This window comes from Halodesulfovibrio spirochaetisodalis, from assembly GCF_001672295.1.
In the GTDB taxonomy this organism is placed as follows: domain Bacteria; phylum Desulfobacterota; class Desulfovibrionia; order Desulfovibrionales; family Desulfovibrionaceae; genus Halodesulfovibrio; species Halodesulfovibrio spirochaetisodalis.
On record NZ_JXMS01000040.1, the window covers coordinates 11,771 to 35,537 of the forward strand.

Below are 23,767 nucleotides of genomic sequence, written 5' to 3' on the forward strand. Positions count from 1 at the left end.
ACCCCGATTTTTTATGGGAAGGAAACAACAAGTTCGTCGTAGGATTTTCTTTGTTTTACAGGAAGGATTTCTGCATTTTTTGCATGGTAGCCAACTGACATGAGTAGCGGAACCCAATATTGATCTGGAATGTTGAATTCCTTTTTCACGCCGTCATGGTCAAACCCGTCCATAGGGTGTGTTTGTAATCCCCGAGAAGTGGCTGAGTACATAAGAGACATGGCGAAAAACGCCGTGTTTTTAACAGCAAATGCAAGTTGTGAATCACGGCTTTTTCCGTACAGTCGTTCGCAGACTCCGAAAAACCAGTCTTTTTTATCTTCAGTTAATTCGCCATCATCTAGTTTATGGTTAAGGACAATATTCAATGAATCATTGTCCTTATGCCAGGCTCGTGTGTCTGCCAAAAGAATAAGAGTTACAGGTGATTCACTGACTTTTGGCTGATTCATGGCAAGCTTACGCAAACGCATCTTTTCTTCCTGCTCACGCAATACCATAATATTCCATGGCTGAAGATTAAAGCTGGAAGGCGAGTGGGTTGCCTCTTCGACTATCTCACGAAGTAACGCTTCTGGTACATCCCGTTCCTGATCAAAAAAATTGATCGCTCTTCGGTTTTGCAGAATCTGTTTGAATGCTTTTTCCATAACATACTCCTGTTCATGTGTAATACGTAGAGGCATGTGCACGTACTACAGTGTAAGAGAGGTAGAGGAATAGTATAATAGAATAGTTATCATGTGAAATAATATTACGAGAACGGTACACTTTTCTGGACTAAACAGCAGATATTGCTGTGCAGCGGAAAGGAGATGTACAGTGAAAGAACTGAGAATTCTTGTGGCATATGATGCCAGTAAAAGTGCTCAAGAGGCGTTACGGTACTGTCGGGAATTAATGGAGCTGGTTGCCGACAAGTGTGACGAACGATATACAATTCTGGTGCTTACTGTAGAACAGCTTCCTGCTTGTTCTCTCTTTTCGAGCACAGGAGTGTGGAAAACTGAATGTGCTAAGGTGCATAAGGAACAGTTGGCCATGCATGAAAAAGTGGTTGCTGAGTTAAAGCAATCCGAGCTTGATCCCGGCTGTGTGAAAAACAAATTTATTGTTCTTGATGAACGTGATGAACCACTGGAAGATTCTGAACGGAAGAAGCTGATAGCCAAAGCTATTCTGGATGAGCAAAAAAAAGGAAAGTACAATACGCTGGTGATTGGACGCCGCGGTGTGACAAGAAGTGATGCGTATTTGTTCGGCAGTGTATCACAGCAAATTCTGCAAGGTGCACGCAATTGCGTTATCTGGATGCTATGCAGATAGCGACTGGAAAAAAATACTAAAAAGTCAGGTGCAGCAGCAACGTAGTTACGTTGCGTTGCACCTGACTTTTTTTGACTTGGAGTGTACCTGCTATAGTAGACAGGTATCCTACAGGAAGCGGTATCTATTTAGGCATGGCGATTACGCGCCACGGGAGATACTTTTTTGATTTTTCATTGTCGGCATCAGTGACGTATCTGACGTTGTCAACGGTCACAACAGCCGGGCGGAACATAGGTTCCTGATCTGGAGTAAGGATTCTGTAACTTGGATCGTCCGTAATAATAATATGAACGATGGAGTTTCCTACTTGATATCTGTTCCACTGCATCCATGTAAGCATGGCGAGTAGAATACATGTGGTAATTACTCCGGTGAATCCTAAAAATCCGCCTACACGCAGGGTGCGGCGTAAAAACATAAATAATAAGATGAAAGCAAGGCCGAAAAGCATCCAGTCTTGTCCCACCAAATGTACCAGTTCATTCCATGACATTGCGCTAACCTCTTTGAAGAATCATGTAGCCGAAAACACTACGTGCGAATGGTATGGTTGGCAAGCGCTGCGGTTAGTTCCTGTAAAGCAGTTTGTCAGTATCAAGATATGACGTCACAGCTTTTTCAAATTTATCAAGCAGGCGTGTTCTGTATTTTACTTTGTGCGTCACTGAGTAGAAATATCTACTGATTGGAGGCCCTTTAATTTCAATAGGGTAGACTTCCCCGCTGTCCAGTTCGCTTTGGATTGCAAACGGAGACATACACGAAATAGCGTTCGGGTTGTGCAGAACGCGTTTGATGGACTCAGTGTGATCAAGTTCAAGAACGACATTGAGTTTACTCATCAATGGCCCCATATACTCTTCAAGCGCATCACGGACACCTGCTCCCGGTTCGCGGATGATCCATTTTTTATCAAGCAGCTCTTCAATATCGTAGGGGCCGTTTTTAGCCAGCTTTTCATCTGTGGAAACAATAATAAGGTCGTCTTCACACAAGCGGGTATAAATGAGCAGCTTGTTGGGAATTTCTTTTTCAACCAGTCCCAGATCAATTTCACCGTTTTCTACTTTAGTAATAATAACCTGAGGGTTGGAAAAAACAGTTTCAATGGTGACCTGTTTATAGGAATCTGAGACCTCGAAAAGAATTTGTGGAAGGATATAGTCGGCAATGGTTGAAGAGGCCCCGACTTTCAAAATGCCGGTAAGCAGATCGCCTTCAAAAGAGTGGAGCACGTTATGGAAGTTCTCCATAACCGGTTCGAGGTTCTGCAGGAGCAGACGCCCGTTTGAGTTCAGGCTGAGTCTGCGGTTAAGGCGATCAAAAAGCTGTACGCCAAGTTCCTGCTCAAGCCCCTTGATAGCGACTGAAACGGCAGACTGAGTAAGAAAGTGCTCCTTCGCCACAACAGAAATGTTTGGCGTCTTTGCAAGAGAAAGAAAAAGTTCTAGCTGTCGAAAGTTCATGAATCCTCCATACCAGTTCCAAGACTACGGGGAATTGGTATGATAGTCAAAATAGTCTGCAAATTACTCCATATATAACGAGCACGTACTAACTGTGTAGTCGGCGCTCATTGCGGGAAATTACCGCTTGATACGAGAAAAGGCTGTAGTTTGCGAAAAAAGAATTAATAATCCCCCTGCGGTACTGATACTGCAGAGGGATTACACGTAAAATTTTGCTACCGACGTTTGCCTTTTATGACCATTCAACACAACGAGCAGGTATTGAATAAACTTTTTGGAAGACAAACGTGTTGCGAACACCACTGTACGCCTATTTTTTCATAGTGCAATCAAAAAAAACTTATGGAGTTGATGAGCAGCAATGATGCAAAATATAACAGGCAGCAACTGAAGATGCCTTATACTTAGCTGTATCAGGTAGATAGAAACTTGCTTCTGTCGCTTTTAAGTAGAGTGTGAAAGTAGAAAATAGACTCTTATGTTTTGATATGAATGTGTTCTGAAAATCCTGTATCATCGAGAGTATTCGCCTTGACTGACCAGGCAGTTGGGATTAGCTATGCAGTACGAGTGTATGCTGAAATTATGAGGCCCGTTCTACCTGTGTGGAAAGCAACGGGAGAATATCTTTTACTATATATTATAAGGTCATAGAAAAACATGCATGATGACGTGTTACAACTGCGTGATGAGCTGGTAGAAACCGCACTGGAAGCCTTGCTGGATTCTGGATATCAGGATGTTCGCACCTACGGGTTCGAAGGTTTTGATGAGCCGGAAGAAGTTAACGGGTTTATGCCGGAACTGCAGGCAACAAATCGTAAGAATATTAAGTTTATCTTTGATGTTGTTACCAAAGATTTTTTTGCTCTTCCGGAAACTTCCCAGCGCTTTAAAGCGTTTGCAGATTTTGCAGATGGTCACGATACTCAGTTTGTCGTCATTGTTCCGGAAGGTGAGGAAGGCTTCGCAAGTGCTTTCATTGAGGATTTAGAAATCTCTGATGAAAGCATTGAAATTTGGGAAGCGTAACTCCTTCCACGGTCGGACGGCTCCCATTCGTCCGGCATGTTGTGTTTTTCAGCTGGGGGAGAGATGTCTGTAACTATTGGGATTAATGGATTCGGCCGCATTGGTCGGTATCTGACCCGCTTACTCTCCGGACATGAGACATTGCGTCTTGTAACTGTTAATGACCTCATGTCCCCTGAAGATGCGACGCATCTGTTACGATACGATTCTGTTCATGGTCGCTTTCTGGACGCAAAAGCTGTCGAAGGCGGCTTTATGTTGGACGGTTCCTTTGTATCGGTTACCCAAAAACACCATACAGAGTGGGATTGGAGTGACTGTGATATCGTGATTGAAGCAGCAGGCTGTTTTGCAGCCCGCGAGCATTGTCAGCAACATATGGCTTCCGGTGCAAAAAAGGTTCTTGTTGCCTGTCCAGCGCCAGAAGCAGATGTAACCATTGTTATGGGAGTGAACGAACATGAGTTGTGTTCGGATCACCATATTATTTCAAACGCGTCTTGTACGACAAACTGTCTTGCACTTCCGCTGCACCATATTCATAAACACTTTGGTGTAAAATGCGGATACATGACAACCATTCATCCGGTTACGCAACGTCAGAAGCTGCTGGATGATGACTACCCTGATCTTCGTCGCGCCCGTGCGTGTCACATGAACTTGCTTCCAACTCCTGTAGGGACAGCCACAACTGTGGCGGAAGTGATTCCTGACATGAAAGGAAAGTTGCAGGGACTGGCATACCGCGTACCTACACTGAGTGTAGCCATGATTGATTGTGCCTTGGAGCTGGAAAAGAATACCACGGCAGAAGACGTAAATACCGTCCTGCGTGAAGCAGCTGACGAATCTTTGGGCTATACAGATGAGCCACTTGTTTCATGCGATTTCAACGGTTCAACGTTTGGGTCTGTTGTGGACAGCCAGTTAACCGCGGTTCAGGACGGCACTATGCTCAGGCTTGTTGCATGGTACGATAATGAGGCCGGTTTCTCCAATCAGTTGCTACGACTGGCAGAGCGTGTTGCTGGCATGATTGAAGATGAACGCGAGACAAAAGGTGAAATGTCGCCCGCAGTCTAATGTACGTAACCACATTAGCTGTTACTGAACATCAATTGCCGGTATTGATTTAATGCTGCGCAATATATGTAATAAAAAGTCAGATGCTGAGCATAGGGTTCCTGTGTGTGTGTCTGACTTTTTTATTATGTGTAGCCTGACGTATTGATTTACCCGAAATTTTCATGGCAGACAGCTTCGCTTGCCTTTTGAATCCGTAACTAGGTAGGATAGGGTATGAACATACTGTATCCACCATCAAGATATGCCGGACTGGAGATACTCTCCTGTGCCGGAGGACATGAATTTCGTGAGCATCTGCACGATGCATATGTCTTGTGGCTGAACTCTGAGACTGGCGAGCAATATACGGTAAATCGAACTCGTGATGTGCTGCCTACCGGTTCTGTGAGTTTGATTGAGCCGGGGGTGCCTCATGCAAATCGTTCCTGTGATAAAGGGAACAGTCATCTGCGCAGTTTCTATTGTACAGAGGCGTTTCTTCAGGATCAGTATCGTCAGATATATGAAACTGACTACATAGCTCCATTAGGTAATCGAGTGGTGTCACACACGAGTTTATGGCAAAACTTAACCCTGTTGCATGAGGCGCTGTTGGGCGCACAGGATACGTTTTGTACCGACGAGCTTGTGGTGACAATTTTTGCTGCATTCTTTAACGAGTGCGGAGGGCGCAAGCTGAAGCCGGTTCGCGATTTCGGGGATAGGCGTGTTGCAGCTGCTATTGAGTATTTTCATGCTGGAATGGCTGCTCCGATTCAGTTGGAGCAGTTGGCAGACATGCTAGGGTGTACCAGCTATCATCTTATTCGTCTGTTTCGTCTGCAAAAAGGGATGACGCCTTATGCGTACCTTACGCAGTTGCGGTTGGAAAGAGCCCGCACATTAATTGACTCTGGAGAGTCCTTGTCTTCTGCTGCGACGCAAGCAGGGCTTTCTGACCAAAGTCACCTTACCCGGCAATTTAAAAAACGGTACGGCCTTACTCCCGGTGCGTATCGCAAGCAGCGCTTACTGAGTTAGCTGCAGATCCATGTCAGTTTTATTCAAGACCATGTAATCCTCTTGGCTTACTGTCGTTAGACAAAGCCAAGAGGATTTTTTTATGAAACACTATCTGTATGCACTGGGAGCCATTTTATGCTGGGCAAGTCTCCCTGCTGCAACTGGTTCCAGTTTGACCGGAATGAGCGTGCCATTGCTGATGGTCATCAGCTTTTGCTGTGCTGCAATATATTTGTACGCGCAAGATGTTGTATGTACGCGCTCGTTTCGAATATATTTTCCTGACTGCAAAGTGTCCTTATTGGGGATATGGGGAATATTCGGGTACCATTATGTATACTATACCGCATTAAACAAGACCCCGTTGGCCGAAGCTGCAATATTAACAACTACATGGTCATTTTGGATCGTTGTATTCTCTGCGTTGCTGCTGTTTCGAAGGATCAAATTGAGTATTGTACTGACGGCACTGGCAGGATTGACAGGAGCTGCAATGGTGATTGCAGCTGGTAAAGATTTAGTCATTAGCATGCAGTACATGCAGGGATACATGCTTTCTCTTCTATGCGGGCTAATATGGGCAAGCTTTTCTGTCGGCTTATCGAAAAGCAACATGAAAGCGAATCCAATGACGGCGTTTACTGTTTATGCTGCTTTGCTGTCCGTGCTGATGTATCTGGTCAGTCCGGCTCACCCAGTACCATCAGCACAGAATATATTGGCGGCAATGTACTTGGGTTGTGTCCCCCTTGGATTATCGTTCTTTCTGTGGTCTCAGGCGGTAAGGGGAGGCAACATGGTTGTGATCGGATTTTTGAGTTACCTGACGCCGCCGCTTGCAGTGCTGATGGTAGCAATTGTGAATGGAGAGACCGTATCTGAGCAGGTTATTTTCGGAATGGTGGTCATTATTGCCGCTTCCATTGCCGGACGGTTTGCACTGGAGCAAAAAGAGGAGTGTTCATAATGGAAACAATTACGTGGAATGAGTTTGAAAAAGTAGAGCTGCGCGTGGGCAAAATTCTTTCTGCTGAAGTATTCAAAGAGGCACGCAAGCCTGCCTACATTATGCAAATAGATTTTGGGGAAGAGATTGGACTGAGAAAGTCCAGTGCGCAGATTACCGTTCACTACACTCCCGAAGAACTTGTGGGACGGCGCATCGTGGCTGTGGTTAATTTTCCTAAAAAGCAGATCGGGCCAATTATGTCTGAGTGTCTCGTGACAGGATTTGCCGATGATGCTGGAGCAATTGTCTTATGCGGTGTGGACAGAGATGTGCCATTGGGGGCAAAACTCTGCTAGCCAGTCTGTGAAGCAATAAAAAACAGGATGCTGTTTTTACACAGTATCCTGTTTTTATTGATGAGAGATAAGCACCTCACCCCGCTGCTTCGAAAGAACTCAAAAGATCACATCGGGCTACGGATGCTTCACTTTTGAGTTTTTTCTTATGCTTTGTTCTACACTGATTGTATCAATCTCGCAGATTGTTTTTTACAGCGGGGGGGGCTGTGCCGTCTTTTTGAAGAGGGATGACCATTACCGGTGTATGTGACCGTGAAATAACTCCCTGTGCAACACTGCCTGCAAACAGACTGCCCAGCTTGGAGTGTCCGTAAGTGCCCATGATGACGAGGTCAGCCTCTTTTGCAAATTGCAAAATGGTATTCACAGGGTGTCCTGTCAGCACATGCACACTTGTGGCAATGCCGGATTCTTCCAATTCGTACTTATAGGTTTTGTAGGTAGAAGCAATGCGTTCTCGTGCGTGCTTCATGCTGGTTCTGAGAACGTCATCTTTGATTTTAAGCCATGTGTTTTCGTCGTAAATAGTGGCGAAGTCGAGACCTGAAGCAAGCGTTACATTTTTTGCCCAGTCAGGAATAACGTGAAGTAGCATGAGGTCTGCCTGATACTGTTTAGCAACAGATAAAGCGTACCCCAGAGCATGTTTCGCAGGTTCAGACAGATCAGTAGCATACAGAATTTTCTGAATGTGAGGCAACATAGCTATCTCCGGTAGTCTGAGGGTTACTATGAGCGAACAATAAGAACCGGAGCAGTGCTTTTGGCAATAACACCCTGTGCAACGCTACCTACTAGGATGCCGCCAATTTTACTGTGCCCTTTGGTTCCCATTACAACGACGTCGCAAGCTTTTGCGTGTTCTGTAATTTGTTTTACTGCATTACCGCTGGAAATAATAGGTTTCACAGGAATATTTGCACAGGCTGCTCTGCCTTCCATCAATTCTTCACATTGCTTATGCATAAGCTCTGTAATGGTTCCTTTAGCCTTGTCTGTACCTGCTTCCAGTAAGTTTTTTAAGGTCTTGTCGTCATAGACTGCAGCAAAATCAAATCCAGAGTTCAAGTAAACCTGTTCTTTCATGTCGGGAAGTACATGAAGAAGGGTTAACTCTGCTTCATACTTTTCAGCTAAGCTAATTGCATAGCGCAAAGCAACTCCAGCATCCTCGGAAAGATCCGTTGCAAGAAGAATTTTATTTATTTCCGGTAGCATATGTGTCTCCTTGGTGGTTGGTTGTTAACAACTATATTCTATTCCGGTGCCCGTACTACGGGCATTTGGATTGGTTGAGGGATTTGTTACAGTGTACATCAACGATCAGAAACTCCAATGATACGGTCGCAACAATCGACAGAAAACGGGCAATGCTTGCAAAATTACCTGTTTTACGGTTGAATCGCTCACTTGAATTCATTCTGGATAGGAGAGCGTATGAGACTGGGTACTTTGGTACTGAGTACAGCACTTGTGCTTGGTATGGCATCTGTAGCAGCAGCAGAAACAATTGGTTCTGTGAGCACTGTTTTTAAGATGATCGGGGCTAATGATAAAATTGTTATTGAAGCATTTGATGATCCGGACATTGACGGTGTTACCTGTTACCTGAGCCGTGCCAAAAAAGGTGGGGTAAGCGGGTCATTAGGACTTGCAGAAGATACATCTGATGCTTCTGTGGACTGCGTGCAGATCGGGCCAATCAACATTCCGGAACGAGTAAAGTCCGGTAAAGAAGATGGTGAAGCAGTATTCAAGAAGCGTACTTCCCTGCTTTTTAAAACAATGCAGGTTGTGCGTTTCTATGACCCTAAACGAAATGTGCTTGTGTATCTCTCCTATAGTGACCGTGTGGTAGAAGGTTCGCCTAAAAACTCCATTTCCACGGTACCTGTTCTTCCTTGGGGCAAGTAGTATGTCTGAATATAAAGGAACATTTGCAGCGATTGACTTTGAAACCGCCGATGCAAAACGTGACAGTGCCTGTGCTGTGGCGGTTGTTCGTGTGGAAAATGGGAACGTTGTAGACAGCCTGTACCGGCTTGTGCAGCCTCCGCGCAGCAACTTCAGCCCATTTTGTGTGCGCGTGCATAATATTCGCTGGAAAGATGTTGAGAACGAGCCTGTCTTTGCCGAAGTATGGCCGGAATTTTCTCCTCTGTTTGAGGGGGTTGATTTTGTGGCAGCGCATAACGCATCTTTCGACCGCTCTGTTCTTTCTGCGTGCTTGGCTGCAGCCGGAATGCCGACAGTCAGTGAACGTTTCTTGTGTACCGTCAAACTTGCACGGCAGGTATGGCCAGACTTGGTGAACCATAAGCTGAATACGGTATCCAGTCATCTGGGTATTCAATTGCAGCACCACCATGCGGGCTCTGATGCTGAAGCTTGCGCCCGCATTGCTATAGAAGGGTTGCGGTTACAGCCTCAGTTTGCAGCACCGAATATGCTGTAGCGAGAAACTTGCAGAAATCTCACTTTCCCTTTACACCCATTGCGGATTCTTCGTCGCAAGAACAATCTGTTTTTGCCTGACGGTGCGCAGCAACCATATCGTGCTGTTTGCACGCTGATATGCTATTATGTCAGCATGCTGCATTTTTGAGTACGAGGTTGCGCCGCTTGGCGTCTGCTGCGCTTTACTGTACAACTGCACAGGTTTTACTATGAAAAAATATCGTGATCATTACTTCCTGCGGGCGAAACAAGATAACTACCCTGCACGGTCAGTATATAAGTTAAAAGAGATTGATAAGCGTTTCGCTATCTTTTCAAAAGGCATGAAGGTGCTCGACCTTGGCGCTGCTCCAGGGTCATGGTCGCTTGGTGCTGCTGAAAAAGTCGGTGAAAACGGGCTTGTTATCGGTGCTGATATTCAGACAACTGAAACGGTGTTCCCACCGAATGTGCGCTTCATGCAGGAAGACGTGTTTGAGCGTTCTCAGGAATTTGAAGACGTACTTGCGGAAATTATGCCGTTTGATGTGGTGATCAGTGATATGGCGCCGAAAACTACCGGTCATAAATTTACAGATCAGGCTCGTTCTGCCGAGCTTTGCTACGAAGCACTTAATGTAGCCTGCTACTGCTTGAAGCCGGGTGGTAGTTTTATTGTAAAAATATTTATGGGGCCGGATGTGCAGGCATACGCTACCTCAATGCGTAAGTACTTTAAGACCGTGAAATCGTTTAAGCCGAAAAGTTCACGGGATGAGAGTAAAGAAATTTTTTATGTCGGCCTCGGCTTTAACGGGAAGAAATTCGAATACGAATACTAGCCGGAATGCTGTAGTCGACTCCCTTTGATTTTTAGCACCCCGAATGGTTGAGGGTGTTTGTATTTTTATTGTTCCAGTTGCAGTGCTGTCTGCTGCAACTATGTAAGGAGGAATCATGGCTGGACATAGTAAATGGGCTAACATTAAGCACCGTAAAGGTCGTCAGGACGCAGTTCGTTCCAAGCAGTTTACACGTGCTGCTAAAGAGATCATCATTGCTGCTAAAGTTAGTGGTGACATAGCTAACAACCCGCGCCTGCGCTCTGCTATTGCTGCTGCTAAAGCAGTAAACCTGCCTAAAGATAAAATCGAAAATGCGATTAAAAAAGGTACCGGCGAACTCGCTGGTGGCGATATCCATGAAATTACTTACGAAGGATACGGTCCTGGTGGCGTAGCAATTCTTATTGAAGTTGCTTCCGACAACAAAAACCGTATCGTAGCTGAAATGCGTCACACCTTGAACAAAGGTAACGGTAACATGGGTGAAGCTGGTTCCGTTGCATGGATGTTCGATAACAAAGGCCAGATCGTCATCAAAAAAGATGCTGTTTCTGAAGAGCAAGTAATGGATCTCGGTCTTGAAGCTGGCGCTGAAGATATCATCGAAGAAGATGAAAACTGGGATATCCGTTGTGAGCCGACTGACCTTGAAGCAGTACGTACTGCTTTTGAAGAAGCTGGCATTGCAATTGAATCTGCTGAAATGGCAAAAATTCCTCAGAACACCATTGAGCTTGATGCTGAAGGTGCTAAGAAAATGCTTCGTCTCATCGATCTTCTCGAAGAAAACGATGACGTACAGAATGTGTTCACCAACATGGACGTGTCTGACGATGTAATGGCTGAACTTAACGCTGAGTAAGTGACGCTGATACGCAGGTTGTAGTGACTTGCGATGCCGGAGTACTTGTGCCTCCGGCGGGTAAGGGGCCAGCCCCTTGCATCCCCGCGAGAGGGACGCCCTCTCGACTGCGATATACGAAAGAGCTTGCGACTGCGAAGTGCAGTTACGGCTTTACATCAGGCTGTCGCAGAAAGACGAACTATAAAAAGGAGGGAGGTTACTCTCTCCTTTTTTATTGGTGTGTTCTAAATTGTCGTTGTACTGTTTCATCAGTAGACGAAAAAGTGTTGAGGCTTCATACTGAACATTTAGAATCAGCACTATATGAACAGTGGAGTAAGTTTTGACTGTGACAAGAGTACTCGGCATTGATCCCGGCTCCCGTGTGATGGGGTGGGGGGTAGTAGAAGAGATTTCCGGTGTAGCCAAGTTGGTAGACTGCGGTGCCATTCGTGCTTCAGATAAGGATTTTGCACGTCGAATGGGGACTATTTTTAAAGAGCTGGATGCGATCGTACGACTGCATAAACCGACTGTTGCGGCGGTAGAGAACGTTTTTACGGCAAAGAACCCAGCATCTGCCTTAAAGCTTGGTCAAGCGCGCGGAGTTGCTCTTGCAGCTTGTGCTGCGCATGATGTCGACGTTTTTAGCTATGAGCCGACCAAGATTAAACAGACAATCGTAGGCGGTGGTCGCGCTGCCAAAGAACAAGTTGCATTCATGGTCGCACAGATTCTTGGGGTTAAGCAGCCGAAGTGGGCACTTGATACGTCCGATGCGCTTGCTGCGGCGGTCTGTCATCTCAATACCAGCCGATATGCTAAATATTTATAGAGGCTGGCTAGATATTCTCACCGTGCCTTTACACTCTTCTTATGGTATTGAATCCTAATTCTTTTTTATTGTTTTTGGTGGTGTGCTGTGCCTTACCTGCTTGCGATAATTGCTAGCTGTGTATCGCAATAGGTAGTGGGGATAAGCTGCGTGAAGCCATAAGCAACGGATGTATCTCGCGAGTAAAAGTCTTTGGAGATTCCTAAGAACCTTTCTACAGAGCCTCAGCCGTCCTTGAAGAATGAAAGATTACGGATGAGGACAGTGACACAAGGTTCTTAGTCCGCCGGAGGCAAAAAAGCTGCGGGCAAGCGCCGTCAGGGACAATTACTTGAAATAGATTGTACATGTCACACAAGGTGAAATGGCTTATTCAAATGTAAAAGCATCTTTATTTATTGAAGAGTCTTGGGTAAAAGCACGTAGATAATCTTGGAGTCTTTTGCGTCGTTGCTGACGCAAGATGCTTCCGGTTAAATTTATAGATAAAATTTTGAAGCAGACAATATGATTGCATATCTTGAAGGCAAAATTGCTGAGACCACGGAGCAGAGTGTTATTATCGTCACTGAAGGCGGTGTAGGGTACGAAGTCCGTTTACCGGCTCATACAATGAACCGTGTTCCTGCTAAAGGCGGTGACATTGCGGTTTTTGCGTACACTGTTGTGCGTGAAGACGCGTTGGAACTGTACGGTTTTGAATCATGGGATGAGCGTCAGATGTACACGACGCTGATTTCGATTTCAAAAGTTGGCGGCAAGACTGCACTTGGTATTTTATCTGTGTATCGTCCGGACGACTTGCGCCGTATTGTTTTTGAAGAAGATATTAACGCGTTGACGCAGGTTTCCGGAATCGGAAAAAAGGGTGCTCAGCACATTTTCCTTGAGCTGAAGTACAAGCTTAAGGTTGATGAAATGCCCGTTGTGTCCGGTAAAGGTGATGCTCCTGCAACCAGCGTATTCCGTGATGCTCTGGATGGGCTTGCGAATCTTGGGTACAGCGAAGATGAAGCCGCGCCATTACTGAAAACTATTTTGAAGAATGAGCCGGATCTCGATGTAGGCAGTGCTCTGCGCAGTGCGCTTAAAGCTCTTGCAAAAGGATAGGCATGGATACTGATCAGAATATCTGCATGGACGAGTCTGTCCGTCCGTCCTCTTTGGACGACTTTATTGGTCAGGAAGAGCTGCGCCAAAATTTAAAAATTTACATTCAGGCTGCAAAAGCCCGTGGTCAGGCTATGGATCACACGATGTTCTACGGTAATCCGGGACTTGGTAAAACAACGCTGTCTCAGATTATGGCAGAAGAACTCGGGGTTAATATCGTATCTACATCAGGGCCTGTGCTTGAGCGAAGCGGTGATCTTGCCGCCATTTTGACTAATCTTGGGCGCAACGACATCCTTTTTGTAGATGAAATTCACCGAATGCCTATCAGTGTTGAAGAAGTTCTGTATCCGGCAATGGAAGATTTCAAGCTTGATCTTGTTATCGGACAGGGGCCGGGGGCAAGGACAGTAAAGATTGACTTGGAACCCTTCACTCTGGTAGGAGCCACAACCCGCATCGGATTATTGTCTTCACCGCTACGTGATCGCTTTGGCGTGATCTGCCGGCTGGAGTTTTATACTCCGCAGGAACTCTCTACAATTGTTACCCGCACAGCACGTATTCTAGGCGTTGATATAGCACCGGATGGAGCACTTGAAATAGGCCGTCGTTCGCGTGGTACTCCTCGTATTGCCAACCGACTGCTGCGTCGTGTTCGTGACTTTGCAACCGTAAAGGGTGGTGTAACCGTAGATGCGGAACTGGCAAGCAGCGCCCTGAAAATGATGGATGTTGATGAAAGCGGGCTTGATCAGATGGACAGAAAGCTGCTGAGTGTCCTGATTGAACATTATGGCGGCGGGCCGGTTGGTGCCAAGACTTTGGCCGTTGCCTGTTCAGAAGACGTGAAGACTATTGAAGATATTTATGAACCGTATCTTATCCAGTGCGGTTTTATTAAGCGTACCCACAGAGGACGCGTTGCCACAGCAAAGGCGTATCGTCATTTGAATTTTCTGGCATAACAATATGCCGTAACTCATAGCCGTGGAGGAAATATGCCTCAGAAAACATGCAGGGTAGAACTTGTTGCCTCAACTCCAAATCCGATGGCAGTTATTTATGCAGCATTCAGACAGTGCTACCATGCCGGCTTTGTAGGCGACATGCATACAAAGCTTGTAGACGGGGATATTTCCGAAGAAAAACAAGCCGCCTTTATTAAAAAAGTAATGGAATCCGGTCATGCAAGTCCGATTGAACATGTTTCCTTTACCTTTGCAATTGAAGGTGTCTCCCGTGCGCTGACACACCAGCTTGTGCGTCATCGTATTGCCTCTTTCTCTCAGCAGAGCCAGCGTTATGTTGATGGAAGTAATTTTGATTACATCCTGCCGCCTGCCTTTGCCAAAATTCCTGAAGCAAAAGCACGCTTCGAGAAATTTCTTGATGAGGTGGGTGATGCATATCAGGAATTGAAACAGATTCTTGAAGAGAACGGGCGTGGCGAGAAGGCAAAAGAAGATGCCCGTTTTGTGCTTCCTCAGGCAACTGAATCCAAGATTGTTGTGACAATGAACTGTCGCAGCCTCCTCAACTTTTTTGAGCATCGGTGCTGCACCCGTGCGCAGTGGGAAATCAGAGATATGGCAAATCAGATGCTTAAAATTTGCCGCACTGCTCTGCCTTGTGTCTTTGAAGATGCAGGTGCCCGCTGTGAAAAATTGAAGTACTGCCCTGAAGGGGAGAAATTCACTTGCGGGCGTTATCCGCTCCCATAACTAATCAGCTCTCACCGCGTATAATTGCCTTATTTTGGTATGCGGTTCGTTAGATTTTGCTTCAGCGTACAGAAAAAAAGAAAGTTATATTACTTAGATTTTTCGATAACGCGCTGTAAATAAATAGTATTCCTCGTTTGTGTCAATCGTGCGTACTCTATTAGAGTGATGCTCTCACATACTTTTTTACAAAAAAGCTAGAATAAAAAGTGCGTCAGATGATTGCCTTTTTCGAATATTAGCTTTAAAAGGCGAATTCCTCAGTTTTTGGTAGTTCTTCCTGTGGAAAACTTTTCCACAAAACTGTGGAATCTATAAAGTCTACCGCGCTAACACAGGTTGTACGCGAGTTGAAGAATTCGTCATGAAAGTGTGTTTTGCCAAAAAAGGTAGATAAAACGAGATATTGTTGAACTTGTCCGGATGATGCTGCCTGTGTAGAGACTAAAGGCTATCACTGGTTTAACTCGAATTGCGGAAAAGCATGAAAGAACGTAGGAAAATCCCCATGATTGATATTTGGGGTCAAATCCGAGAAATTCTACAAGAAAGCCTTAATCCCGGCATATTCAAAGTATGGATTTCACCACTGCAGGCTGAAGTCGATGGTACTACCATTCGACTGACTGCTTCTAATGATTTCGTGGCATCATGGGTGCGTGAGCGTCTGGTGAACGATATTGCAGAAGCTGCAACGTCTGTCATGGGTGAGCGTCCTGCTATTACTGTCGTTGCAGGAGCTGCAAAAGCTGTAGCAAGACCAAAGGTGCAAGTGTTGCAGTCTGCTGCACCTAAGTCTGGGCTTGTGTCTGAGCCTCAGACTGCGTCTGCCCCTGTAACCATTAGTACTGATGCCAAGCGTGTTGTTCAGCAGCAGCTTCCAGTTGAGCGAACCTTAGTATCTAAGGCGCTGGACTGGCGGTTTGATTTTGACAGCTTTGTTGTAGGGCCGAGCAATGATCTTGCTTTTGCCGCCTCACAGGGAATCACACGTGATTCTCTTTCCTGTAGCACTCTCTTTTTAAGCTCTGCACCGGGATTGGGTAAAACCCACCTCATGCAGGCTGTCGGCGGTCAGCTCTGTAAACACAGCAACCGTGTTAATCCGAAAGTTGAATACCTTACAGCAGAAGAGTTTGCGACAGGTCTTGTAACTTCATTAAAACATCGCGACACTGACCGTTTTAAAGCACGCTACCGTGATGTTGATTTGCTGTTGCTCGAAGATGTTCATTTTCTTCAGGGTAAAGAACGCATGCAGGACGAAGTGCTTGCAACCATTAAATCTTTGCAGTCCCGTGGTTCCCGCGTGGTGCTGTCCAGTTCTTTTGCCCCGCGTGATTTAAAAGACGTGGATAACCAGCTTGTTTCCCGATTCTGTTCAGGATTTCTTGCGGTTATTGATAAGCCGGATTTTGAAACACGCCGTGATATTTTATGCAAGAAAGCACGTCTTTATCAGGTAGATTTGCCGGAAAACGTGACTGATTTGCTTGCAGAAAACATTCATTCAGATGTACGTCAGATTGAAAGCTGCTTGCACAACCTGATATTGAAAGCACGTATTTTAAATGAACAGATTTCTATGGACATGGCATGGGACGTGATTGGTCATTACGCATCACGTGAAGTTGTCATGAACATGGATTCCATTGTTCGTTGTGTCTGTAGCTGCTTTGATCTTTCTTTTGATCAACTTAATTCACGCAGCCGTAAGCGTGAACTGGTAACAGCGCGCAATACCATCTTCTACTTGGCAAGAAAGCATACTGATCTGTCTTTAAAGCAGATTGGTTTGCAATTTAACCGTCGTCATTCAACAGTGCTTAAAGGCATTACGAATTTAGAACGGGAAATGAGCCGTAGTACACCTACAGGTCGTCAGGTGTCTAATACTGTGAAGATGATCGAAAAAAATGGACGAATTTCCGCCCCCTGAGAATAGTCGGGGGTCGTTAGTCTTGTTAGTGGAAAGGCGCGTACCGCTCGATGCGGCACGCGCCTTTTTTGTTTGTCAGTACCCGTACAGCGAAAGCAACTTGCTTTACATCCCCATTGGCAAATGTACGTTGCTGTCCGAACACTGGTAAGTGGTTGAGGAAGAAAAGCTTTGCTTTTTTACAAAAATGTAATAGCTACTGCTCAGTGCTGCTATTGCATTGTCAGTTAGGAGGAAAATATGCACGGAAATAAAGCATATACAGAAATTGCTCCCCGCTTGGTCGGGCTTCGTGAAGCAGTTGACATGACGGTTGATCAGCTTGCCGAAAAAATCGGTGTAAAGCCTGAAACCGTTGCATTGTACGAAGAGGGCGAAACAGAGATTCCTGTTAGCTATCTTAAAGACGTAGCAACTGTCTGTGGTGTGGATCTTTCTTCCCTTATTACAGGGCAGGAAGGGCACCTGCATGACTATACGCTTGTACGCAAAGGTGAAGGGCTTAGCGTAGAGCGTCGTGTTGACTATGACTATTTCAACCTTGCTGCGCGGTTTACAAATAAGATGATGGAACCGTTTCTTGTAACTGTTCCTGCAAAAGATTTAAACGAGCTTACTTGGAATGAGCACAACGGGCAGGAGTTTATTTACCTGCTTGAAGGCAAGTTGGAAGTTTGGCTTGATCAAAAACGACATAAGCTTGAAGCGGGCGATTCAATTTACTTTGATTCTCGCATTCCGCATGCATTACGCGGATTAGACGGCGAATCGGCCACCTTTCTTGACGTGATTAGCTAGTTCCTTTCCGGTGCAGTGATTGAACTGCTGCAACCCCGCTAGTGCGAATGCACGCCGGAGAGGGACATGACACAGGGGATGTTGTCAAAAGCTATGATGTTAATACCGCTTAGTGCGGTGAAAGGTGTCCCGAAGAGGGATGAGGATAGAGTGATGAAAAAGTTTTCCAGTACCAGCTACGAAGAGTTTGTGCACGAGTTTACCTTACGTGTTCCTGAGAATTTTAACTTTGCATATGATGTGTTGGATTCCATTGCGGAAGAGGACCCGCAGCGTCTTGCCATGGTGCATGTTGATGATGCAGGAGTTCGTAATGACTACTCCTTTGCATGGTTTCAGGAACAGTCCGCAAAACTTGCTGGTGCATTAGAGAAACAAGGGCTCAAAAAGGGCGACAGAGTAATGCTTATTCTGTATCGCCGTGCTGAGTTCTGGGTATCCATGCTTGCTTGCCACAGGCTTGGACTCGTTCCGGTTCCGTCTCCCTCACAGTTGACTGTAAAAGATATTGATTTCCGTGTCCGCCGCGCGAATATTCGCGGGATGATTGTGGAAGATTCCGTAGCGGACAGGGTTGAAGCTGCACGTGCAAACTGCCCGTCGTTAACGTGCCTTGTGCAGGTTGGTGGCGACTCAGTTGCCGATGGCTGGAATGCATATAATGAATTGATTGAATCCGGTGCCTCAGTATTTCCGCGCCCTCAGGAACCTGAGCGTAATGCTGGTGGCGATGATCCATTGCTCATTTTCTTTTCATCCGGAACAACCGGAATGCCGAAAATGGTTGAGCACCTCCATACATATCCTTTAGGGCATTATGTGACAGGTGCGTACTGGCACGATCTGGAGCCGGGTGATCTTCATCTTACCTTGGCTGATACCGGTTGGGGCAAAGCTGTATGGGGAAAATTCTACGGACAATGGATGGCTGGCGCTGCTGTGTTCGTGTGGGATTTCCGTGGTAAATTTGAGCCGGCAGAACTGCTTGAGCAGTTGTCGCAGCACAAAATTACTACTTTCTGCGCTCCGCCGACTGTATATCGTTTCCTTATTCGTCAGGATCTTACTAAGTATGATCTTTCAGCTCTCCGCCATTGCACAACCGCAGGCGAGTTGCTGAATGACAGTGTGTTCCATGAGTGGAAGGAAATGACAGGATTACCTATTTATGAAGGGTATGGACAGACAGAAACCACTCTGCAGATCCTGACCCTCCCTTGCATGGAAGCAAAGCCGGGTTCCATCGGAAGACCTGCGCCGGGCTGGGATGTTGTACTGATGGATGCTGAAGGCAACATCTGTGACCCGGGTCAGGAAGGTGAAATCTGCGTAAAAACTTCTGAAGGTGCTCCTGTTGGATTGTTCTCAGGTTACCTTGAGGACCCTGAAAAGACTGCGTCTGTTATGTTTGACGGCTATTATCACACTGGCGATAAAGCGTGGATGGATGAAGACGGGTATTTCTGGTTCCTTGGTCGTGTGGATGACCTTATTAAATCTTCAGGCTACCGTATTGGGCCTTTTGAAGTTGAATCTGCACTTGTTGCACACCCTGCTGTTGTTGAAGCTGCAGTTACCGGCGTGCCGGATGAACTGCGCGGACAGTTGGTTAAGGCAACAATCGTCCTTGCTCCAGATTATTCTGAATCAGAGCAGTTGACTAAAGAGCTGCAGGATCACGTGAAAAAGGTTACAGCACCATATAAGTACCCGCGTATTATCAACTATGTGAAGGAATTGCCGAAGACGATTTCCGGTAAGATTCGCCGTGTTGAAATTCGTGAACAAGATGCTAAGCCTGAGTAAGTCTTAGATCTATTGAATTGAAAAAGCTCCCTGAAAAGTATTCAGGGAGCTTTTTTTATGAAATGAATACGAGCCTTCAGCACGCACTGGTATTACTGGGAACAGTTTTAGGTAAGCATGTAGTGCCGATCATCCCGAAGAACGGGAAGTGTTAGTATGAGGACTATGCCTCATAAATTACAATCTACCGGAATCAATAACGCTAGTTAGCTGCGTCTTTCATGCTTAATGAAATACGCTTTCGTTGCACATCAACTTCCAGCACTTTTACGTGAACTTTCTGCTGAACACGCACTACTTCTGACGGATCACTTACGTAGCGATCTGCCAGTTGAGAGATGTGCACGAGTCCGTCCTGATGCACGCCCACATCTACAAACGCTCCAAACTTGGTTACATTGGTGACGATTCCGGGGAGTGTCATACCTTCATATAAGTCAGAAATTGCATGGACATCGGCAAAAGAAAACTCAGTAAATTGCTCGCGCGGGTCACGTCCCGGTCGTGCTAGCTCATTCATAATATCGTTGAGTGTTGGTAAGCCTACAGTTTCTGTAACGTATTTTGGCAGAGAAACTTTTGATGACAGGTCTGTTTTTCCAATTAAATCTGGAAGGCTTGATGCAAGGTCTTTCGCGATTTGCTCTACTACTTTGTACGATTCTGGATGCACAGCGGACGCGTCTAACGGGTTTGTTGCGTCATGAATGCGTAAGAAACCCGCACATTGCTGGAACGCTTTTGGGCCAAGTCGTGGTACCTTGAGAAGTTCTTTTCGTGATGCAAAGGCACCGTTTTCTGCACGATACGTAATAATATTTTGTGCGAGTACAGGCCCTAGACCTGAAACATGCGTGAGCAATTCTTTACTTGCTGTGTTTAATTCTACCCCCACGCTGTTCACACACGAGGCAACCACATCGTCCAGTGCTTTTTTTAGCTCGACCTGATTCACATCATGTTGATACTGGCCGACCCCGATGGACTTAGGATCAATTTTGACCAGCTCTGCAAGAGGATCCATGAGCCTGCGTCCGATGGAGACGGCACCGCGAACAGTGATGTCTTGGTCAGGAAATTCCTCTCTGGCAACGGCAGAAGCTGAATAAACTGATGCACCGGACTCGTTTACCATGTTGACGGTAACATTCGGCATGTTGAGATTGCGGACAAATGTCTCTGTCTCACGTGATGCTGTACCGTTACCAATCGCAATAGTTTCTATGGCAAATTTTTTAACAAGTGCCTGCACACGTTCTCCAGCCTGAGCTTCTTTAGCAGCACCAGAGGTGGGGAAGATGGTTTCATTGTGCAGTAAGTCTCCGTGTTCGGAGAGGCACACAAGTTTTGCTCCGGTTCTGTACCCTGGATCAAGCGCTAGTACTCGTTTCTGACCGAGAGGCGCAGCAAGAAGCAGTTCACGCAGGTTCGCAGCAAAGACAGAAATAGCTTCAATATCTGCCCGTGTTTTTAATTCATTGCGAATATCATTTTCCAGAGAAGGGGCAAGGAGTCGTTTGTAGGCGTCTTCGCATGCCAGCAGCACCTGCTTGCCGCAATCATTTTTGCTTGCAACAAAATGATTACGTAGCGCATTCAGTGCCATGCCTTCATCCGGTCTGATGGATAAGCTGAGCAGACCTTCCTGTTCGCCGCGGAACATGGCAAGCAGGCGATGCCCCGGAGCTTTTACAATTGGTTCTTCCCAGTTCAGATAGTCCTTGAAGGTGGCGGCTTCCTCTTCTTTTTTTCCGCGGGCGAGTTTTGAGGAACAAACACCTTTTACTGCAAATATTTTTCGAAAGACTGTTCGTGTTTGTGTGTCTTCGCTGATGCGCTCGGCAATGATGTCCCGAGCCCCTTGAAGGGCAGCTTGCATGTCTGGAACATCATTTTCTTCAGAAACATATGTCGCAGCGAGCGATTCGAGTTTGCAGGAATCTTGTTCAAAAATCAGATTTGCGAGAGGTTCCAGACCGCGCTCTCGTGCCACCTGTGCTTTTGTTCTGCGTTTTGGCTTGTATGGCAGATAAATGTCTTCGAGTTCGGAGAGAGTCGCAGCATTTTGTAAGGCTTGGGACAGTTCGTCTGTCAGCTGCTCTCGTTCTGTCAGAGCAGAAACAATGGCTTCTCTTCGCTTATTAAGTGCATTTAATGCTTCAAATTTATCACGAATATCTGTGATAGCAACTTCATCCAGTGAACCAGTTGCTTCTTTTCTGTAACGAGCAATGAAGGGAACAGTTGCGCCTTCAGCAAGCAGGTCGAGAACGGCAGCAACGTTTTTTTCAGCCAGATTAAGTTCCTTGGCTATAATTTTTTGTGAGTCTGTCATTATAACTAATGCTCTCTTTTTTCATATGCTATGGTAGGTAAACAGTACATTCAATGTAACACCGCATTGCCCATGTGGGAAAGGAGGAAAATATGACGTTTACGCATAAAGACCTGCCAATGGTGTTGCGAGAAACCGAGTTACTTACTCTGGAGGATGGCACGCAGGTTCGGTTTGAATCAAACGGCGGAGCGCATGACATCTTTATTAATGATGAATGGACGTCCAGAGCTTCATTGTTTCAGGGAATGGCTCATGACCTGAATGCAAGCGAACAGCATGTAACGCTTATTTCTGAGCCGGACGGGGTTCGAGTAGAACTGAAGTAGTCTGATAAGACAAGAGCGAAATTACGTAACTGGATAATAGGCACTGTACTTATTGTAAAAGAAAAGACCAAATTCCTCATATGGAATTTGGTCTTTTTTGTAATGAAGTGCAGCGTAGTTAGCCTTGCTGCAAAAATTGAATTCTCTGTTCAGTGCCTGTTACTGTTCAGTAAGTTCTTCTCCACGCGCTCCCAACGCGGTTCGAAGATAATCCCCTAAAAAGTTGCCCACTTCATCTGAGGAGCTTTCCTGCACACCCAATGCTGCTAAATCTTGAGCGATTTGCTTTTCCATGCGCTCAGATTCCATAAACATGAGGTATACAAGGGCGATTGTTGCATTGCTTTCTTCTGTGTTGTCGCACATATCTGCAAGTTGATCAGTCTTTACTGTCTGCAACATGCGATCTGCAAACATTTCTGCCCATTTTTTATACACTTCCGGCGGTAGTGTAGGTATGTGCTGAGATATCTCAGCGGAAGCATCTTTTTCAATATTAGGAAGAGTTACATCCATGAATTCTCTAAGCGCCTCGGAGCGGCTGCTCAGGGAATTGTCAATACGGGTCATAACTGATGCAATCAAGTGTTCACGTATTGCAAGAATATCCATGTTAAATCCCTTTGTTGCTGGCGAAAAAACATAAAGGCATTTCCAAAAAATGCAGGTGCAGAGTACCGGAATGTGACTGTCGGGGCAATAGGCAGACAGAAAAAAGAAGCAAGCTGTATGAAGAAGAAAAGGGTTACATGGTATGCTTTTTATATGGCAAATATTGTACTTTCAGTAATTCAGGGTAGTAAGAAGCAGGGGATAAAATTGCAATAAAAAATGGATGTGCAACCGTATACACAGCTTAGCCCCTGTCCGAAAACAATCGAACAGGGGCCTTGGGCTTTTCCAAAGAGGATGTATGCTTTACAAGGCGCTTTCGGCAGCCTTGATTGCAGCTTCGTAATCTGGTTCTTCTGTTACTTCAGGAACGATCTGTGAGTAGACAACGTTAAGACCGCGGTCGATAACAAAAACAGAACGTGCAAGTAAGCGGAGTTCTTTAATAACAACACCGTATGCATGTCCTAGAGAAAGATCTTTGTGATCGGAGAGAACTTCTACAGCGTTGATACCTGCAGCACCGCACCAGCGTGCCTGTGCAAAAGGAAGGTCTGCGGAAACAGTAAGCACTTCGATGTCTTCGTGAAGGTCTGCTGCTTCCTGATTGAAACGACGAGCTTCTACGTCGCATACCGGGGTATCAAGAGAAGGAACAGTTACCAGAAGAATTACTTTTCCTTTATAATCGCTAAGAGTGCGAGGTTCCAAGGTGGTTGTCAGTACGGAAAAGTCAGGGGCTGTATCGCCGGTTTCTACCGGAGAGCCTTCGAGGGTGAGTCCGTTGCCTTGAAAAGTGATGATACCGGAACGTTCAATCATGAGATATCTCCTGACAGTAAAGTTTATATTGTAGCCCTGTTGGATGTGCGGGCAGTCTTTTTGCTTGTTGAGTTTCTTCTACACAAAAAAGATATAATTGGGA

General features: G+C 45.7%; 26 protein-coding genes. 18 read left to right on the forward strand and 8 right to left on the reverse strand.

The annotated features are described in order from the left end of the window. Nucleotides 1-11: 11 nt before the first annotated feature. On the reverse strand, nt 12-650 hold the full coding sequence (locus SP90_RS15935) for a nitroreductase family protein (protein WP_066858697.1): 639 nt from the start codon (nt 648-650) through the stop codon (nt 12-14). A 172-nt stretch (nt 651-822) separates the two neighbouring features. On the opposite strand from SP90_RS15935, the gene SP90_RS15940 reads away from it, so the two are divergent. Further along, nucleotides 823-1,326, forward strand: a complete 504-nt coding sequence (locus SP90_RS15940; protein ID WP_066858699.1) for a universal stress protein — start codon at nt 823-825, stop codon at nt 1,324-1,326. Nucleotides 1,327-1,450: 124 nt separating this feature from the next. Here the strand turns inward: SP90_RS15940 and SP90_RS15945 are convergent, their stop codons facing one another. Next, complete coding sequence (locus SP90_RS15945) at nt 1,451-1,822, reverse strand: hypothetical protein (RefSeq protein WP_066858701.1); 372 nt, start codon at nt 1,820-1,822, stop codon at nt 1,451-1,453. Between the two features lie 73 nt (nt 1,823-1,895). Further along, entirely contained in the window at nt 1,896-2,795 is a 900-nt protein-coding gene (locus tag SP90_RS15950; RefSeq protein WP_066858703.1) for a LysR family transcriptional regulator, read from the reverse strand. Nucleotides 2,796-3,458: 663 nt separating this feature from the next. Here SP90_RS15950 and SP90_RS15955 point away from each other — a divergent pair. The 5 genes from SP90_RS15955 (at nt 3,459) to SP90_RS15975 (ending at nt 7,223) form a co-directional block, all read left to right on the forward strand. Then, nucleotides 3,459-3,830, forward strand: a complete 372-nt coding sequence (locus SP90_RS15955) for a hypothetical protein (RefSeq protein ID WP_066858705.1) — start codon at nt 3,459-3,461, stop codon at nt 3,828-3,830. Between the two features lie 63 nt (nt 3,831-3,893). After that, complete coding sequence (locus SP90_RS15960) at nt 3,894-4,913, forward strand: type I glyceraldehyde-3-phosphate dehydrogenase (protein ID WP_066858706.1); 1,020 nt, start codon at nt 3,894-3,896, stop codon at nt 4,911-4,913. A gap of 216 nt (nt 4,914-5,129) precedes the next feature. After that, a complete protein-coding gene (locus SP90_RS15965) occupies nt 5,130-5,936 on the forward strand; it encodes a helix-turn-helix domain-containing protein (RefSeq protein WP_066858708.1) in 807 nt (268 codons plus the stop codon). A gap of 82 nt (nt 5,937-6,018) precedes the next feature. Next, on the forward strand, nt 6,019-6,885 hold the full coding sequence (locus SP90_RS15970; protein ID WP_066858711.1) for a DMT family transporter: 867 nt from the start codon (nt 6,019-6,021) through the stop codon (nt 6,883-6,885). Continuing rightward, entirely contained in the window at nt 6,885-7,223 is a 339-nt protein-coding gene (locus SP90_RS15975) for a tRNA-binding protein (protein WP_066858713.1), read from the forward strand. The genes SP90_RS15970 and SP90_RS15975 overlap by 1 nt, the downstream gene beginning before the upstream one ends. Nucleotides 7,224-7,395: 172 nt before the next feature. Here SP90_RS15975 and SP90_RS15980 read toward each other — a convergent pair whose 3' ends face one another. Further along, nucleotides 7,396-7,929: a universal stress protein gene (locus tag SP90_RS15980; RefSeq protein ID WP_066858715.1), complete on the reverse strand. Its 534-nt coding sequence runs from the start codon at nt 7,927-7,929 to the stop codon at nt 7,396-7,398. Nucleotides 7,930-7,955: 26 nt separating this feature from the next. Next, nucleotides 7,956-8,444, reverse strand: coding sequence for a universal stress protein (locus SP90_RS15985; RefSeq protein WP_066858717.1), 489 nt, complete (start codon nt 8,442-8,444; stop codon nt 7,956-7,958). A 219-nt stretch (nt 8,445-8,663) separates the two neighbouring features. Between SP90_RS15985 and creA the strand changes: the two genes are divergently transcribed. The 11 genes from creA to SP90_RS16040 all read left to right on the forward strand — a co-directional run bounded on the left by creA (nt 8,664) and on the right by SP90_RS16040 (nt 19,566). Continuing rightward, nucleotides 8,664-9,140: a protein CreA gene (gene creA, locus SP90_RS15990; RefSeq protein WP_066858719.1), complete on the forward strand. Its 477-nt coding sequence runs from the start codon at nt 8,664-8,666 to the stop codon at nt 9,138-9,140. A 1-nt stretch (nt 9,141) separates the two neighbouring features. Further along, nucleotides 9,142-9,681: a 3'-5' exonuclease gene (locus tag SP90_RS15995; RefSeq protein ID WP_066858721.1), complete on the forward strand. Its 540-nt coding sequence runs from the start codon at nt 9,142-9,144 to the stop codon at nt 9,679-9,681. Between the two features lie 211 nt (nt 9,682-9,892). Then, a complete protein-coding gene (locus tag SP90_RS16000; RefSeq protein ID WP_066858742.1) occupies nt 9,893-10,504 on the forward strand; it encodes an RlmE family RNA methyltransferase in 612 nt (203 codons plus the stop codon). Between the two features lie 115 nt (nt 10,505-10,619). Beyond that, the gene (locus tag SP90_RS16005) at nt 10,620-11,369 is read left to right on the forward strand and encodes a YebC/PmpR family DNA-binding transcriptional regulator (protein ID WP_066858722.1); all 750 of its coding nucleotides are present in this window, start codon (nt 10,620-10,622) and stop codon (nt 11,367-11,369) included. Nucleotides 11,370-11,739: 370 nt separating this feature from the next. Beyond that, the gene (gene ruvC, locus SP90_RS16010) at nt 11,740-12,186 is read left to right on the forward strand and encodes a crossover junction endodeoxyribonuclease RuvC (protein ID WP_066858743.1); all 447 of its coding nucleotides are present in this window, start codon (nt 11,740-11,742) and stop codon (nt 12,184-12,186) included. A gap of 507 nt (nt 12,187-12,693) precedes the next feature. Further along, nucleotides 12,694-13,296: a Holliday junction branch migration protein RuvA gene (gene ruvA, locus SP90_RS16015; RefSeq protein ID WP_066858724.1), complete on the forward strand. Its 603-nt coding sequence runs from the start codon at nt 12,694-12,696 to the stop codon at nt 13,294-13,296. A gap of 2 nt (nt 13,297-13,298) precedes the next feature. Further along, complete coding sequence (gene ruvB / locus SP90_RS16020; protein ID WP_066858726.1) at nt 13,299-14,267, forward strand: Holliday junction branch migration DNA helicase RuvB; 969 nt, start codon at nt 13,299-13,301, stop codon at nt 14,265-14,267. Nucleotides 14,268-14,300: 33 nt separating this feature from the next. Then, complete coding sequence (gene thyX / locus SP90_RS16025; RefSeq protein ID WP_066858728.1) at nt 14,301-15,023, forward strand: FAD-dependent thymidylate synthase; 723 nt, start codon at nt 14,301-14,303, stop codon at nt 15,021-15,023. A 508-nt stretch (nt 15,024-15,531) separates the two neighbouring features. Next, complete coding sequence (gene dnaA, locus SP90_RS16030; protein ID WP_066858729.1) at nt 15,532-16,962, forward strand: chromosomal replication initiator protein DnaA; 1,431 nt, start codon at nt 15,532-15,534, stop codon at nt 16,960-16,962. 240 nt (nt 16,963-17,202) lie between these two features. Then, entirely contained in the window at nt 17,203-17,760 is a 558-nt protein-coding gene (locus SP90_RS16035) for a helix-turn-helix domain-containing protein (RefSeq protein WP_066858731.1), read from the forward strand. A gap of 153 nt (nt 17,761-17,913) precedes the next feature. Then, complete coding sequence (locus SP90_RS16040) at nt 17,914-19,566, forward strand: AMP-binding protein (protein ID WP_066858733.1); 1,653 nt, start codon at nt 17,914-17,916, stop codon at nt 19,564-19,566. Nucleotides 19,567-19,768: 202 nt separating this feature from the next. On the opposite strand, the gene SP90_RS16045 is transcribed toward SP90_RS16040, so the two are convergent. Beyond that, on the reverse strand, nt 19,769-21,901 hold the full coding sequence (locus tag SP90_RS16045; protein WP_066858734.1) for a Tex family protein: 2,133 nt from the start codon (nt 21,899-21,901) through the stop codon (nt 19,769-19,771). Nucleotides 21,902-21,993: 92 nt separating this feature from the next. Here SP90_RS16045 and SP90_RS16050 point away from each other — a divergent pair, with 92 nt between their 5' ends. Continuing rightward, the gene (locus SP90_RS16050) at nt 21,994-22,230 is read left to right on the forward strand and encodes a hypothetical protein (protein WP_066858736.1); all 237 of its coding nucleotides are present in this window, start codon (nt 21,994-21,996) and stop codon (nt 22,228-22,230) included. A gap of 159 nt (nt 22,231-22,389) precedes the next feature. Here SP90_RS16050 and SP90_RS16055 read toward each other — a convergent pair whose 3' ends face one another. Further along, nucleotides 22,390-22,842, reverse strand: coding sequence for a hypothetical protein (locus SP90_RS16055; protein ID WP_066858738.1), 453 nt, complete (start codon nt 22,840-22,842; stop codon nt 22,390-22,392). A gap of 306 nt (nt 22,843-23,148) precedes the next feature. Further along, on the reverse strand, nt 23,149-23,664 hold the full coding sequence (gene tpx, locus SP90_RS16060) for a thiol peroxidase (protein WP_066858740.1): 516 nt from the start codon (nt 23,662-23,664) through the stop codon (nt 23,149-23,151). Nucleotides 23,665-23,767: the final 103 nt, after the last annotated feature.